The following is a 14,547-nucleotide window of genomic DNA, read 5'->3' as shown; positions in this document are numbered from 1 at the left end:
GCGGGATTATATTACCCGCAGGACTCTTTTTCAAGGGAAATCAGGGATAGCAGACCTCTATGACCGTCTTCTCCGACTCCGCCCCGTTCTTCAGCGAAGATACCGCAAACATACTGCAACCCGGCTCATCCCCCGTACGAAACATATAATAGGGGAGGTCTACCCTTGTAACGTACTCATATGCATCCCCTTTCATCCTGTATACGTTGTAGAGCCACACCCCTTCGGGTTCCATCCATGAGATGGTGGTTTTCCCCTCCGCAGAGATGGTCTTGAGGCTGAATGGAGCGTCCGGCTTGTTCCCCCCCTCTGCAAATATGGACACAACCTTCGGCTCACCTGCGTTGCCGTATTCATCGTAGGCATAGATGGTAAGGGTTCCTGTATCCGTTTCGGTGAAGTTTACAGTGAACTCATCCTCTATGGTAGAGGCCGCTTTCCTGTCGCCGGCGAAGGCTATTAGCCGCTCGAAGGGGCGGTTTGTCTCCACCTCAAAGGTGTAGCGTCTTCCGGGAAGTTCCGATGCCTGAACAGATTCAATAAAGATCGGCTCTGCATAGATGACCACCTCCCTCGCCTCATCGGAGAGGATCTTATAGGGGATATGCTCATTCCTCAGCTTGTAGACATAGCGGACATTCTCCGCAACATCTGTATCGGTAAACACTTCGCCCCCCTTCATGGACGTAAGCGGCTTATACTCCGAGAGGCAACCGCACTCGGGGTCATACTCCGCACGGGATATATGCAGAAGGTAACTGCTCTGTCCGCTACGGAACATTACGCCCTCCCTGGTATTAAAGATCTCATACTCCGAGGGTACAGGCACTTCGATGTATTTCTTCACCACCGGCTCCGTCTTCTTCCCGCAGGAAAGAAGGGGGACGATAAGCAGTGCGGCAATAAGAAGCCTAAGAGTTGTCCTCAATGAATTTCCTCGCATTATCTATCTGTTCCTTGACCGATTTCTCCGCTGTGCCACCCTTTGCGGCTCTGCTGTTTACGGAGGCATCAACGGTTATATAGGAGTATACATCCTCATCTATACGGTTGGAAAAGGATTTCAGTTCCTCAATTGTCAGCTCGCTGATATCACACCCCTTATCCAGAGCCTTTGCCACAGCACTACCCACGATATGGTGGGACTGACGGAACGGAACACCCTTGCGCACAAGGTAGTCCGCAAGGTCTGTGGCTGTGGAGAATCCCAGGGAGGCGGATTCACGCATCTTCTCACGCTTTATCTGCATCTTCTCCATCATGGGTATGAAGATCTTGAGTGAGGCTTTAATGGTATCCGCAGTATCGAATACAGGCTCCTTATCCTCCTGCATATCCTTATTATATGCGAGGGGGAGTCCCTTCATCGTTGTGAGCATGCCCATCAACGAACCATAGACCCTGCCGGTCTTTCCTCTTATTAGCTCGGGCATATCCGGATTCTTCTTCTGGGGCATGATGGAGCTTCCTGTGCAGAAGTCATCGCTGAGTTCTATGAAATCGAACTCCGAAGTGGAGTATATGATAAGCTCCTCGGAGAGTCTGGAGAGGTGCATCTGGCATATGGAGGCGGCACTCAGGAACTCGAGGGCGAAATCACGATCGCTAACGGAATCGAGGCTGTTCTCCGTGGGTGCATCGAAGCCGAGGGCCTCCGCTGTTCTGTCACGGTCTATGGGGAATGTTGTTCCTGCGAGTGCTCCGGAGCCGAGGGGGGAAAGGTTCATCCGTTCGGCGCAGTCCGTAAAGCGACCGTAATCCCTTTTCAACATCTGGCAGTACGCCATAATATAGTGGGAGAAAAGGATAGGCTGGGCAGTCTGCAGATGGGTGTAGCCGGGCATAACCGCGCCCATCTCAGCCTCCGCCTTATCACATAAGACCTTGATTAGCTCAAGGAGATAGCCCCTGATGATCTCTATCTCGGCACGGAGATACATCCGCATATCAAGAGCTACCTGATCGTTGCGGCTTCTGGCTGTGTGGAGTTTTCCACCCACTGGACCCACAAGCTCGGTCATCCGCTTTTCCACAGCCATGTGGATATCCTCATCCTCTGTGCGGAACTCAAAGGTTCCGTCCTCGATCTCCTGAAGGACATTGCCGAGCCCTTCGACGATAGAGTCCGCCTCTTCATCGGTGACGATACCGCAGGCGGCGAGCATGCGCACATGGGCGATGCTTCCGTTTACGTCGTATTTATAAAGCCTTTTATCGAAATGGATAGATGCGTTGAATTCCTCAACGAACTTGTTGGTGGGTAGCTTGAAGCGCCCCGCCCATGGTTTATCGCTCATCGAATCACTCCGTATTGTTTATGGAAAATATTAAAAAAGAATGCTGGTAATAATAGCAGTAACCTTGCTCGATCTCAAGGCTGAGGTTGCATACAGGGAGCAGGATTTCACCTGACACAGCCTCTCAGTGTGTTAGGATCGTTATATAAATATTATTGAGGAGGACAAAAGATGACAAACTGCGGAAATATGAAAAAGGATGATATTTATGTCTGCAAGATATGCGGCCTTGAGGTGAAGGTTCTCACAGAGTGCACATGCGGCATAACCGACGGCAACACTAACTGCAAGACCGAGCTCAAATGCTGCGGTCAGGCGATGGAAAAGGAAGGATAATTACTAAGCCGGGTACTCCCCGGCTTTTTTATTGTTTATTGTTTCACCAACTAAAAAACCCCGCCGAAAAGGCGGGGTTTATGAAATGGATTCTACAGGATTAAAGAAACTCCCCGGGACGGACTTGAACCGCCAACCTAGTGATTAACAGTCACCCGCTCTGCCGATTGAGCTACCGGGGATTGATTAACGAGATAGGACTATATCAACACGCCCTTTCTTTGTCAATAAGATTTTAAAAAAAATCCCCGACAGCGGAAGTTTCTGTAAATTAACTGATTTTAACCCGTTTTACTTCTCCAGAGAGAACTCCATCATGTCGAACCAGAAGCCATCCTGCTGGATGAATTCCATTTCTGCACGAATGATTTCGAAGTGTTTCTGCTCAACTGCGGCCAGATCGCTGAAAAGCTTCTTCGCCGCCGGGTCGTCAGCCTTCTCCGCCTGCTCAAGGTAGAAGTCTCTCGCCTTCTCCTCGTGTACAAGGGCTATCTTGAGCGCCTCGTCATCACCAACCGTAGCCTTCTCGGTCTTCTGGAGGCTGGCATCGCTCACATCGGGCATAAAGCCGCTAAGCCTTCCCTTGGGGACCTCTGCGCCTTCGTATACCTCACCCTTGATCATCTTCTCCATGAACTTACCCACGAGTTCCATGTGGTCTATTTCATCGAGTGCAAGCTGAATAAGCATGTTCTTGCCGCTTACAACCTCTGTTTGTTTTGCGAATTTCAGGTATGCACGCATACCCTCAACCTCTGCGTTGTAAGCCGTCTTTAGTGCTTGAAGTAATTCCAAGTTCATTCTTGCCTCCTTTTTTTACTACCTGTTTTGCACATATACATTATAATATTCTTCTTTCAAAATTTGTAACTATTTTGTATATTTAATTGCTATCCTGCAAGCAAACATAGCTTTATTCGGAGGCTAATTAAATGAACGCTCTCGCAAAGGAACTTAACGAACTTATCGCCAAAGACAACCCGGCAGTGCTTGAAATGCTCTCTGAGCTGGGCAAGAATCTTTTCATGCCCAAGGGTATCGTAACCCAGTCCGCAGAAGCAAAGGAAAAAGCACATAAGTTCAACGCAACTATCGGCATCGCCCTGGAAAACGGTCAGCCGATGTATCTTCAGTGCGTATACGACAATCTCAGCAAATACGCACCCAAGGATATCTTCCCCTATGCACCCTCTTCGGGTAAACCTGAACTCCGCAAGAGATGGAAGCAGAAGATATTCGACGAAAACCCGACTCTCAGCGGCAAGGCTACGAGCAACCCCGTTGTGACAAACGCCCTTACCCACGGACTTAACGTTGTGGGCGACATGTTCCTTGATAAAGGGGACTACGTTGTTCTCCCCGATAAATTCTGGGGCAACTACAGGCTAGGCTTCTCCGTTATCGGCGGTGCTGAGATCGCAACGTATGAGACTTTCACAGAGGAAGGGGGCTTCAACGTTCAGGCTCTTCTCGACAAGGTTGAGGAGTGCGGAAGGATCAAAGGCAAGGCCGTTGCGATCCTTAACTTCCCCAACAACCCCAGCGGATACACGCCCACCGTTGCAGAGGCAACAGCCATTGCAGACGGACTCACTGCCATCGCAGAGAAGGGTATCAAGGTAATCGCTGTTACAGATGATGCTTACTTCACCCTCTTCTATGAGGACACTATAAAGGAATCCATCTTCGGCCTTCTTACAGGCAGAAGCAAAAACCTTCTCCCAGTTAAGCTCGATGGAGCCACAAAAGAGGAGTTCGTTTGGGGATTCCGTGTGGGATTCATCACCTTCGGCGCTACGGAAAGCTCCGAGCAGAAGGATATGATGGCGGCACTTGAGAAGAAGGTTACCGGACTTATCCGTGGAACCATCTCAAACTGCCCCCACCCCTCACAGACATTCGTTCTCAACAGCCTTGATGACGAATGCTTCAAGGAGCAGAAACAGCAGAAGTTTGAGCTTATGAAGGAAAGGGCCCTTAAATTCAAAGAGGTGCTTAACACTGGCAAATACCTCGAGCAGTTCGAGTATTACCCCTTCAACTCCGGCTACTTCATGTGCCTTAAGCTCAAGAATGTGGACGCAGAAGAGCTTCGTGTCCACCTCCTTGATAACTACGGAATCGGAACGATATCCGTTAACAAAACAGATCTGAGGATCGCTTTCTCCTGCGTGGAGGCTTCGGATACAGAAGAGCTTCTGGACGGAATCTTCGCCGGATGCAAGGATCTTGCTAAGTAGTAACTAAACCCTGTAGAATCCTATACGCTTAAGGGGGAGCCTATGGTTCCCCCTTTTGCATTATCACCTTTTGGATTATACTAGAGGAGATTATGGCGGATAAGAAACGGCTGACAGAATACGCCAAAGCGGCGGGCTGAGCGGCTAAACTGGGTCCGGCGGACCTGGCAGGAATGCTTGATGGATTATCCCGCTACCGGGATGAACGACTGCTTGTGGGCTTTGAAACAAGCGACGATGCTGGTTTGTTCAAAATGCCCGACGGCAGGATACTGGTTCAGACGGTGGACTTCATCACACCAGTGGTGGATGATGCGCACACCTTCGGCCGTATAGCTGCGCTCAACTCCATGAGCGATGTATACGCCATGGGCGGCATACCCATTACAGCCATGTCCGTTTTCAGCTACAACTGCTCCGCCGAAGAAGGGCTTATCCGTGAGATAATGCAGGGGGCCTGCGATGAGCTCACCGATGCGGGGTGTACTCTTCTGGGGGGGCACACCGTAAGCGATGATGAGATCAAGGCGGGCTTTGCCGTAACCGGCGTTATCGAAGACGATAAATACTACCGCAACTGCGACCTGCGCCCAGGCGATGTTCTCATATACACAAAAGCCATCGGAATCGGCATCCTCACAACGGCCATAAAGGCTGGCAAAGCCACCAATGAACAGGCTGAGGAAGTTACTAAAGAGATGCTTATTTCGAACCGGATGGCGGCGGAATTGCTCAGAAGCTACGATGTATCAGCCGTTACCGACATCACAGGCTTCGGGCTCACAGGGCATGCATGTGAGATGGCTAAGGGGGCTGGACTCAGCATAGAGATAAACAAATCGGCTATCCACGTCATGGAGGGTGCGGCGGATTTTGCTTCCCAGTTCGTCATACCCGGCGGCGCACTCTCCAATCAGCAATTCCTTGGTACTGACTGCACATATGAGCAGATGCAGGATAACTCCCACATAATATACTTCGATCCCCAGACCTCCGGCGGCCTGCTCATAGGGGTTTGCGAGGACGATGCTGAGAGGATGCTCAGCACACTGAAGGATTCGGGGTATCCCCACGTAGAGGTTATCGGTACAGTCCTGCCAGGCGGCGAATCACCTGTAGTAATAAAATAATTCTCACTGCACCATCAACATACACCTATTGCATATTGACACCAAAGCTGAAAAGAGCGTATAAAACAGGTTCACAACTGCCTGCCCGAGTGGCGGAATTGGTAGACGCAAGGGACTTAAAATCCCTCGGAGCGAAGCTCTGTACCGGTTCGATTCCGGTCTCGGGCATTTAGGCAGCATCCTGGTAGTTCTGTAGAAAGCTATAAAATTCATGAAATACAGCCTTTTGCAAGGCCTCGTGAGCCAATGCATTCCATAATATTCCTGCTATATCCAGCTTCTGTTGACGGTAGATGTGACGGTACCATATAATTCAGACATATCCTATACCGTCAAGCGTATCTAATCATAGATAATGTTTTAACGGTATCAATTAAAAATAACCGAGGTTATACCGTCATGGCTCTTACAGATACTGTCATTAAAAATGCAAAGCCTAAAGATAAGAATTATAAGATCACTGACGAGAAAAGCATGTACCTACTTGTAACTAAATCAGGCAAATATTTCAGGCTTGATTATAGGTTCCATGGAAGACGGAAAACTTTTGCTATAGGAGTATATCCTGACATCTCATTAAAAGAAGCTAGAGAGAGCAGAGACGAAGCTAGAAAGCTCATTGCCAAGAATATTGATCCTAACGAGGAGAAGAAGAACCAGAAAGCTAAAGCTGAAGAAAATATTATCAACAGCTTCGGGAATGTTGCTAAAGAGTGGTTCGATAAGGCAGTTTCAAAGTATAACCCTGATACAGCAAAACGAAAGTGGCATTTTCTGGAAAAGGATGCCTTACCCTATATCGGTAATCGCCCTATAAACAATATAACCTCAAGAGAGCTTTTGACTGTACTAAACCGTATACAAAATAGAGGTGCAATAGAGATAGCCCACAGAGTGAAAGGTATCTGCGGAGAGATTTTCAGGTACGGTATTATTACTGATAGATGCGATAACGATCCTAGCCAAGCATTAGCAGGTGCACTAAAGCCAAAACGTAATAAGAACATGGCTACAATTACTGAGCCTAAGGCTGTAGGAGCGCTTCTAAGGGCTATTGAAGACTATCAAGGCAGTTATGTTACAATCTGTGCTTTAAAGCTTTTACCAAATGTTTTTACTAGGGTTGGAGAACTTAGAAATGCTGAATGGTGTGAGATAGACTTAGATAATGCTATATGGAAAATCCCTGCTGAAAAGATGAAAATGAACAGGATACATATGGTTCCTCTATCAACTCAGTCAGTAAGCATACTCGAGGATATCCAAAAAGTATCTGGCAATGAAAAATACGTATTCCCTTCAGTAAACAGAAAGACTAGACCGATGAGTAACAACACAATCAACTCAGCATTGCGTACTATGGGATTTGAAAAAGATCAGATAACAGGTCACGGTTTCAGGGCTATGGCTTCAACGCTTTTACATGAAAATGGATGGAACTCTGATATAATTGAGATGCAACTTGCACATGCGGAAAAGAATAAAGTTAAAGCAGCATATAACCATGCTCAATACCTTAAGGAACGCACGAAAATGATGCAATGGTGGTCGGATTGTCTAGAAAGATTAAAATCAAACTAAATTTCAAGGAGCTGACAAGGTGTGCAAAACTTCTTATGTTTTGGGAGGAGTATAAGTGCTATATTGCTAGCCTTGAGCTTTTCGATGGAGATAATAACCAAATAAAGGAAATATCGAAAGAGGAGATAATTGATATCATACTCCAGTTGATATTCCACAAAAGAAAAGAACCAATAGATGACTTAACAACAGAACATAATAAAGCTATGATTGGTAATTTTGATTATTTAGATTACTTAGCTCATAACAAAAAAAATAAATTTATAAGAAATGTTTTGAGTTCTGCTATTAAAGAAAATCTAGAAGCAGGTCACCAATATCAACAACTCCCCGAATCAGTCATTGCCTATTGTGTTGATAATACAGCAGGCACACTCAAGAAGGTTGGCAGAGGGAAAAATATTGAGGATAGAACCCCTCAGACAGATTACTATTATATCAGTGCTGATGTGGCATTAGCCTTATGGGCATTAGAGTTTATACTGAATATCCCGCCTACAAAGAATAATGCTACTGAATTAAAGGAATCCGGTTGTGATTATTTAGCGAAGAAGCTTAGTTCATCTTATGACTCAATTTTAGGTCACCGCAGAGATAAGGTTAACTCATTTTATTTAGACAAAAAGAAAATAAATCAGATACTTAATCATTTTGACTCACTAAACAAAAATGAGCGCCATGAGTATCTTGCACACATGATCAAACGTACCAGTGACTTTAATTTTTAGTCTTTCTCTGTTGGTAAAATAACAACATAGTATTTTGCATACGCTTATTTACTTTTCATAATATATCGTTATCTACACAAAATAAAACGAGGAAAAGTATGAGAAAAAATCTTTTACGGCGTAAGCAAGTCGAAGCAATCACAGGCCTATCCAGATCATCAATTTATGCGAAGATGGAAAAAGGAACCTTTCCTAAGTCAATCAAGCTCAGCACACGTTCAGTCGGGTGGCTAGAGAGTGAAGTAATTGAGTGGATTGACCAGAGAATTAATGATTCCAGAACAAACAATGAGGCTCAAATATGAATCAAAAGGAAAAGCCCATGGCAGGTGCGACTGTACATGAGCTTCAAAAAAACACCAATACAATAAATGATGTTACCTATTATTCGTCAATCAATCAAGAATTAATTGGAGACCCTGATACATTCGAATGGCAGCGACCTGAAGAATTTGAAAAGGGTCTCAGGCCTGTTATTAAATTAACAAGTGGTATGTTACCGAAAGCATACAGAGACTTTATTGTTGATGTGTCATACCGATTACAAGTTCCACTAGAGTATATTGCAGTACCTTTGATTACTCTCACAGGCTCATTAATTGGCAGAGAGTTAAAAGTTATACCGAAACGCAAAGATACTTCATGGAAAGTTGTTCCAAACCTTTGGGGTATAGTAGTGGGAGATCCTTCAACTAAGAAAAGCCCTGCTTTAACAGCAGCTCTTAACAGGCCTATAAGGTATTTAGAGAATGAAATTAGTAAGCACTACTCAGAAAAATATGAGAATGAGAGGGATGCCATTAATACTGTAATTAAGGGTTTAGAGGTTAAGAAATGTAAAGCTACTACTATTCAAGAAGCAAGAAATATCACCATGGAAATACGTAAGCATAAAGAAAACCTTTCTAGCATTCCATCGAAAAGACAACTAAAAATAAATGATGTAACAGCTGAGGCGCTGATGGAGTTGTTAAGCGAAAACCCTCAGGGCTTGCTCTACTATCGTGATGAAATATCCGCTCTGCTTGATAGTTTAAACAAGAAAGGCTATGAACAAAAGAAGACAATTCTGCTAGAATCATGGAATGGTGACTCTCCCTATCATGACCACCGGATAGGCAGAAAAAGCATAAAAGTAGAGCATGCCTGTTTATCTATTGTGGGTGGTATCCAGCCGGAAGTTCTTATACAACATATCTCAGAATCATTACGTAAGAAAGGTAATGACGGGTTTATTCAACGATTTCAACTCATGGTCTATCCTGACACAGCAGAACGCAAATACACTGATGAGAGCAATAATGATAAAGCACAAGAGACTGTATACAGTATACTTAACAAACTTACATTTCTTGATTACAGATCAATTTTTGATAGCTTAGAATCAAAGTCTGGAAATGATAACATCATTAGATTTAATTCAGAGGCTCAGAAAGTTTTTGAAGACTGGGACAAAGAGCTTATTGCCCGTACTGTAGAAATGGATAGCTGTATGCTCGGACAACATATCAGCAAATATGAATCTCTTCTGCCTTCGCTGGCTCTGATATTCCATCTAACAGATATTTGTTCAGAAAACTTTGAAAAAAACATTTCTGTAGAAAGTTTGAAACTGGCTATTCAATGGTGCGAATACTTAGAGAGTCACGCAATGCGTTTGTATGATATTAATGAAGATTATATATATAATGTATCTAAGAGCCTATCTAAAAAGCTTAGAAATGAAGATAATGATTTACCTACACCGTTTAAGGTGGCCGATATTAAACGTAAGGGCTGGTCAATGCTGGAAAATACTGAAGTAATAAAAGATGCTCTTGAATACTTAGAACAGCTTAACTGGATAAAAAGTGTCAAGCCAACTAACAGAGGCAGTAAAGGCGGCAGACCGCAAGGACTAGACTATTATATAAACCCTAACGTTAAGAAGATTTAACCCCCCCCCAGAGCAGAGGGGCAGAGACCTGGTTCTTTCCGGGGCTCTGTCCTTCTCTCTATTTACTCCACGTTCAGTTTCACATGTATAGTTCTGTAGGTTTTAGAGGTTTTATAGTTTGTATCTGTATCTAAGTGTGTAAAGACACCTCCACAATATGCTCAATAAAAGTCAACATATTCAGGTATGCGTATAGGGCTAAAAACCTATAAAACCTCTTTAATTGAAGCACCTCATCATTATTGACTAGATGTTTACAGGGATACCATTTCTTTTCTAATAGTGATAAACAGAACAATGAAATGCTTGAAGGTATAATATGCAAAAAGTTTTAAATTTAATAATTGCCTTGTTACTTTTAGTTACTAACAATCATATGGCTAAGGCATACGATCTTTCTCCATACATTATTCGTTATCAATGCACTGGTAATTTTACCGAAATATACAACTATAACCCAGTACCGCTCGAGCAATTTGAAAAAAACGGCTACACAATAAAAAAAGAAAAATACAAGGCTCAAGATAAGTACATAGGAGTCATTTCATATTATCCTTTGAATAAGCCCAAAGGTGTAATAGTATTTTTCCACGGTGGTGGCTGGACTGGAGGCAAGCCTGAACAAATATCTTTCATAGGAGAGTATTTTGCGAGCCTAGGCTTCGCTGTACACCTTCCAGAGTACACAAAAGTATGGGACTCTCATATGCCTTTTATATCAGTCAGAGATGCAAAATATGCATATCTATGGGCATATAACAAACATAGAACCAGAAGCTATGTCGATAACTTTATTGTTGGTGGAGAGTCTGCGGGCGGGCACTTAGCGCTTTCTATGCTAACAATACCCTTATTTTCATATAATCTTAATGTTAAGCCGAGTAAACTTGTCCTTATAAATCCAGTAACACGCTTAAGGGAAGGTGGTTATTACAGAAAAGATTATAGAGTGAATGCAAGATTTATTGAGCCATATAATTATATTTCACCTGGTCTGCCTACCACGCTTATTGTCCATGGTGACAGAGATAACACAGTGCCGTATGAAGACTCATGGGATACAAATATGAAGATTAATAAAGCTGGTAATACTTCATACCTCTGTAATTCAAGAACACTTGTTCATGGTTATTATTATGAGAATTTGACAAAAAGAATAAGCCTGCTAAATGTAATTCGAACATTTCTAATGGGCTATGAGACTCAAGACAATGCTAAAAAATAGTCATAAATATCAATTCATCATATTAGAGCTTTTAATACTGTTTACAATAATATACTCAACATCGTTGCATCTAATATATGATAAGAGTGAGACTAGAATAACTACAAGATATTATTGGCAAAAACTACCTGCTAACTACATGCCCAAAAAATTCTTTGACGATATTGGCAAGTTTCATCAATATAAAGAACAGTTAAAGGTCAGCAGTAAAGAATGGACTCTTTTCAGTGGAGATTCAAGATTCTATTTAGCTCAAACAATTGAACAGTCCAGTGGTAAACCACCTTACAAGTACAGAATCCTACCTACTTCAATAGCAAAACTCATAAAACATATACTTAATACTAGCTATTATAAGGCATACCTAATACTTAATATTATACTTTTAACAGCCATCGTTCTCATATTTAGAGACTATCTTTTAAAGCTTGGCTTCAATCATGTAACTACACTATTCGGCAATATTCTATTTGTTACGATGGTAACAACAACAAATACTTTAATATTGCCCATGCTTGAGATATTTAGTTTCTTTTGGATGATACTAATTATGATCTCTATTCAAAGGGAAAATGTGCTACTTTTTATATTTTCGTCAGTTCTAGGTGTGATGACAAAGGAGATTTTACTTGTTGCATCTTTCTTATGGATTTTTCACAATCTATCGTTAAGAAATCTATTTTCATCGATGAATTTCAAAACTCTTATAATAGCCAGTATACCAGGAATAACCTTTGTATTGCTGAGGTATTTTTTAGGTGGAGGTTTGGCTGAAGTAAACTACGGCTATAATCTTCTTGAAGGTGAATTCCCTAAAGGTTATCTAAACCATTTCCTTTCCTGGAATGGTTTTATTGATACATTAATAGCTTTCTTTTGTGCATTTTCTTTTGTCTGGGCAGGGCTTCTTAATATAAACAAATCAAGATTTCTTGCAAAAAGCTCTTTAGCGATACCTGTCATAATGACAGTAATAATACTTCTATCTGGCCAAAAGACTAGGACGTTAGGAATTATTTACCCAATAATCATACCTCTTTTCTTGTTCTATATAGACAGTTACATACGAAATGTTGCAAACAGTAACTCTAAAGAAAAACTAATAACAGGTGTGAATTCTCATGAATAAGAATTTTACTAACATAGTTGCAGTAACATTCTTATTATCTTTACTGCTTATTACCATTCTTAGAACTTCTTGGATTTCAGATGATGCTGCAATTACATTAAGAAGTGTGATGAATTTTACACACGGTTTTGGTCCAGTATTTAATGTTGGAGAAAGAGTTCAGGCTTATACTCACACTCTTTGGTTTATTGTTCTTACTTTTGCTTATCTTATTTTTGGACATATATATTACTCAACTATCGCAATATCAATTATAACAGTTTTGGCATCTCTGATAGTTGCAATAAAATACTACTTCAAAGATATTACATGTTCTATAATTTTCTTGCTTATACTGTTCTTCTCACAAGCATTCATTGATTACTCAACATCTGGATTAGAAAACCCTTTATCATTCTTGCTAATTTCATTTTACATAGTTAACTTTGCAAAAATTACAGATTCAAACTTTGAAAAAAGTATCTCTACGAGTTGGTTACTGTTTTTTTTATGTTCCTCAACAGGCCAGATTTAATATTAATAGCACTTCCTTCACAAATATATATCGTTTATCAACAGCTAAAAGTCAATAATACTACAAATGCGCTTAAATGTTTATTTGTTGGCTCAATTCCGTTTATAATATGGGAATTCTTTTCATTAGTCTACTACGGCCTCCCTCTCCCTAATACTGCATATGCCAAACTGAATACAGGTCTACCAAAGTATGAACTTATGAAGCAAGGTATCTTGTACTATATCGACGTAATTCAGTTCGATCCATTTACAATAGGTGTCATTATTACAGCACTAATCGCATCAATAGTCAGCAGAAGCATACTACACAAGCTTTTATCATTTGGCGTCTTGCTCTATTTGCTCTATATCCTAAAAATAGGCGGCGATTTTATGTCTGGAAGATTTTTTGCAGTACCTTTTTTTGCTACAGCGTTAGTAGTGTCTAGTTTTAATTATCACCGTCTTAAAAATATAAATATTTTCTTTTTCATCATCTTACTATTTGGGCTTTCGTCAATAAATATCAACTCTCCTAAGGTTATGAGAAATGGGTTGGTCACTGCTAGTAAAGACAACATCAGAGGAACTGGAATAGCTGATGAGAGAAAATATTACTCTTCAAGGAAAAGAAGCCTTTTTGCTAGTCTCTCAAACAACTACGGCTTGAATTATAAAGAGAGTGTTTACGATACTAATATTGGTAATAGTTATGCCAATGTACACACAAGAAAAGCCGGAATAGGTTTTTTTGGCGTTTGGCACGGACCAGAGCACTATATTATTGATAAGTGTGGACTTGTAGATCCATTGTTGTCAAAAATACCACAAGACTTTAACACTAACTGGAGAATCGGGCATTTCGTAAGAAGTCTTCCATATGGCTATAAAGAGTCTATACAAAGCAATAAGAATCTAATAATAAATGATGATTTATCAGAGTATTATGACACAATTAGAAGTATTACAAGAGGCGATGTATTTACCTTAGAAAGATTAAAACATATACTGTATTTAAACATAGGTTTGTATAATCATTATATTGAAGAATACCTTAAGTTTAACACCTATAAAATCGAGTATCTTGAAACTCAAAAAATAGACATTTCAAAGCTTCAAGCCCCCAAAAGAAGCGGCCATATATGGAATCAAAATACCGTTATAATAAAACCAGAACACTATCTTGTCATAAACTTAAATACGGCGATGTCAATTAAATCGTTTGATATCTCATATGACCACACTGATCTTTACACAGTTATATTTGTAAACAAAGATAAAATCGTCGAAAATGTAAGAGTTTATGGACAATATGGTTCTACTGGACTTAATAGAAAAGAAGTACTCTTCGATAACCCAGTAATCGCAGATGAAGTATTTATAGTTCCAGAGGACGGAGATGAAAAGTACTCAATAGGACATTTTATAATAGGAAATAGTGGTGACTAAA

At 41.4% G+C, this 14,547-nt stretch carries 14 protein-coding genes and 2 tRNA genes; 12 read left to right on the top strand and 4 right to left on the bottom strand.

Going from position 1 to position 14,547, the window contains the following annotated elements; translation table 11 throughout:
* Positions 1–40 precede the first annotated feature (40 nt).
* Positions 41–928: a hypothetical protein gene (locus K300_RS0110035; protein ID WP_022851538.1), complete on the bottom strand. Its 888-nt coding sequence runs from the start codon at positions 926–928 to the stop codon at positions 41–43.
* Positions 912–2,297: an argininosuccinate lyase gene (gene argH, locus K300_RS0110030; RefSeq protein WP_022851537.1), complete on the bottom strand. Its 1,386-nt coding sequence runs from the start codon at positions 2,295–2,297 to the stop codon at positions 912–914. The genes K300_RS0110035 and argH overlap by 17 nt, the downstream gene beginning before the upstream one ends.
* A 171-nt stretch (positions 2,298–2,468) precedes the next feature.
* On the opposite strand from argH, the gene K300_RS16755 reads away from it, so the two are divergent.
* Positions 2,469–2,633 (top strand): hypothetical protein, encoded by a 165-nt coding sequence (locus tag K300_RS16755; protein WP_022851536.1) that lies wholly within the window; start codon positions 2,469–2,471, stop codon positions 2,631–2,633.
* Positions 2,634–2,742: 109 nt separating this feature from the next.
* Here the strand turns inward: K300_RS16755 and K300_RS0110020 are convergent.
* Positions 2,743–2,815 (bottom strand) — tRNA-Asn (locus K300_RS0110020).
* Between the two features lie 109 nt (positions 2,816–2,924).
* A complete protein-coding gene (locus tag K300_RS0110015; RefSeq protein WP_022851535.1) occupies positions 2,925–3,434 on the bottom strand; it encodes a ferritin family protein in 510 nt (169 codons plus the stop codon).
* A 131-nt stretch (positions 3,435–3,565) separates the two neighbouring features.
* Here K300_RS0110015 and K300_RS0110010 point away from each other — a divergent pair, with 131 nt between their 5' ends.
* The 11 genes from K300_RS0110010 to K300_RS0109965 all read left to right on the top strand — a co-directional run bounded on the left by K300_RS0110010 (position 3,566) and on the right by K300_RS0109965 (position 14,546).
* A complete protein-coding gene (locus K300_RS0110010; protein ID WP_022851534.1) occupies positions 3,566–4,873 on the top strand; it encodes an aminotransferase class I/II-fold pyridoxal phosphate-dependent enzyme in 1,308 nt (435 codons plus the stop codon).
* A gap of 92 nt (positions 4,874–4,965) precedes the next feature.
* The gene (gene selD / locus K300_RS0110005) at positions 4,966–6,003 is read left to right on the top strand and encodes a selenide, water dikinase SelD (RefSeq protein ID WP_081646952.1); all 1,038 of its coding nucleotides are present in this window, start codon (positions 4,966–4,968) and stop codon (positions 6,001–6,003) included.
* 83 nt (positions 6,004–6,086) lie between these two features.
* Positions 6,087–6,171 (top strand) — tRNA-Leu (locus K300_RS0110000).
* A gap of 231 nt (positions 6,172–6,402) precedes the next feature.
* Positions 6,403–7,584: a tyrosine-type recombinase/integrase gene (locus tag K300_RS0109995; protein WP_022851532.1), complete on the top strand. Its 1,182-nt coding sequence runs from the start codon at positions 6,403–6,405 to the stop codon at positions 7,582–7,584.
* The gene (locus tag K300_RS0109990; RefSeq protein ID WP_022851531.1) at positions 7,557–8,312 is read left to right on the top strand and encodes a hypothetical protein; all 756 of its coding nucleotides are present in this window, start codon (positions 7,557–7,559) and stop codon (positions 8,310–8,312) included. Before K300_RS0109995 ends, K300_RS0109990 begins: the two co-directional genes overlap by 28 nt.
* Before the next feature lie 98 nt (positions 8,313–8,410).
* The gene (locus K300_RS17130) at positions 8,411–8,617 is read left to right on the top strand and encodes an AlpA family phage regulatory protein (protein WP_022851530.1); all 207 of its coding nucleotides are present in this window, start codon (positions 8,411–8,413) and stop codon (positions 8,615–8,617) included.
* Entirely contained in the window at positions 8,614–10,248 is a 1,635-nt protein-coding gene (locus K300_RS0109980; protein WP_022851529.1) for a YfjI family protein, read from the top strand. The genes K300_RS17130 and K300_RS0109980 overlap by 4 nt, the downstream gene beginning before the upstream one ends.
* 376 nt (positions 10,249–10,624) lie before the next feature.
* Complete coding sequence (locus K300_RS0109975) at positions 10,625–11,473, top strand: alpha/beta hydrolase (protein ID WP_162139878.1); 849 nt, start codon at positions 10,625–10,627, stop codon at positions 11,471–11,473.
* Positions 11,445–12,602 carry a hypothetical protein gene (locus tag K300_RS0109970; protein WP_155827592.1) on the top strand — a complete coding sequence of 386 codons (1,158 nt, stop codon included), beginning with the start codon at positions 11,445–11,447 and terminating at the stop codon, positions 12,600–12,602. The genes K300_RS0109975 and K300_RS0109970 overlap by 29 nt, the downstream gene beginning before the upstream one ends.
* Positions 12,595–13,116 carry a hypothetical protein gene (locus tag K300_RS16750; protein WP_155827591.1) on the top strand — a complete coding sequence of 174 codons (522 nt, stop codon included), beginning with the start codon at positions 12,595–12,597 and terminating at the stop codon, positions 13,114–13,116. The genes K300_RS0109970 and K300_RS16750 overlap by 8 nt, the downstream gene beginning before the upstream one ends.
* Entirely contained in the window at positions 13,092–14,546 is a 1,455-nt protein-coding gene (locus tag K300_RS0109965) for a hypothetical protein (protein WP_022851526.1), read from the top strand. The genes K300_RS16750 and K300_RS0109965 overlap by 25 nt, the downstream gene beginning before the upstream one ends.
* Position 14,547: the final 1 nt, after the last annotated feature.

Origin of the sequence: Limisalsivibrio acetivorans (assembly GCF_000421105.1) — a bacterium.
GTDB classification, from domain to species: Bacteria; Chrysiogenota; Deferribacteres; order Deferribacterales; family Geovibrionaceae; genus Limisalsivibrio; species Limisalsivibrio acetivorans.
Note: the sequence above shows the minus strand (reverse complement) of the source record. Positions and strands in the feature narration are given on the sequence as shown.

What these genes read in the sequence shown, in the direction of transcription:
- K300_RS0110015 (WP_022851535.1), bottom strand. Translation starts at nt 3,434, where the DNA reads ATGAACTTGGAATTACTTCAAGCACTAAAGACGGCTTACAACGCAGAG.
- K300_RS0109975 (WP_162139878.1), top strand. Translation starts at nt 10,625, where the DNA reads ATGGCTAAGGCATACGATCTTTCTCCATACATTATTCGTTATCAATGC.
- K300_RS0110010 (WP_022851534.1), top strand. Translation starts at nt 3,566, where the DNA reads ATGAACGCTCTCGCAAAGGAACTTAACGAACTTATCGCCAAAGACAAC.
- K300_RS16755 (WP_022851536.1), top strand. Translation starts at nt 2,469, where the DNA reads ATGACAAACTGCGGAAATATGAAAAAGGATGATATTTATGTCTGCAAG.
- K300_RS0109965 (WP_022851526.1), top strand. Translation starts at nt 13,092, where the DNA reads ATGTTCCTCAACAGGCCAGATTTAATATTAATAGCACTTCCTTCACAA.
- K300_RS0109970 (WP_155827592.1), top strand. Translation starts at nt 11,445, where the DNA reads ATGAGACTCAAGACAATGCTAAAAAATAGTCATAAATATCAATTCATC.
- K300_RS0109980 (WP_022851529.1), top strand. Translation starts at nt 8,614, where the DNA reads ATGAATCAAAAGGAAAAGCCCATGGCAGGTGCGACTGTACATGAGCTT.
- K300_RS16750 (WP_155827591.1), top strand. Translation starts at nt 12,595, where the DNA reads ATGAATAAGAATTTTACTAACATAGTTGCAGTAACATTCTTATTATCT.
- K300_RS17130 (WP_022851530.1), top strand. Translation starts at nt 8,411, where the DNA reads ATGAGAAAAAATCTTTTACGGCGTAAGCAAGTCGAAGCAATCACAGGC.
- argH (WP_022851537.1), bottom strand. Translation starts at nt 2,297, where the DNA reads ATGAGCGATAAACCATGGGCGGGGCGCTTCAAGCTACCCACCAACAAG.
- K300_RS0109995 (WP_022851532.1), top strand. Translation starts at nt 6,403, where the DNA reads ATGGCTCTTACAGATACTGTCATTAAAAATGCAAAGCCTAAAGATAAG.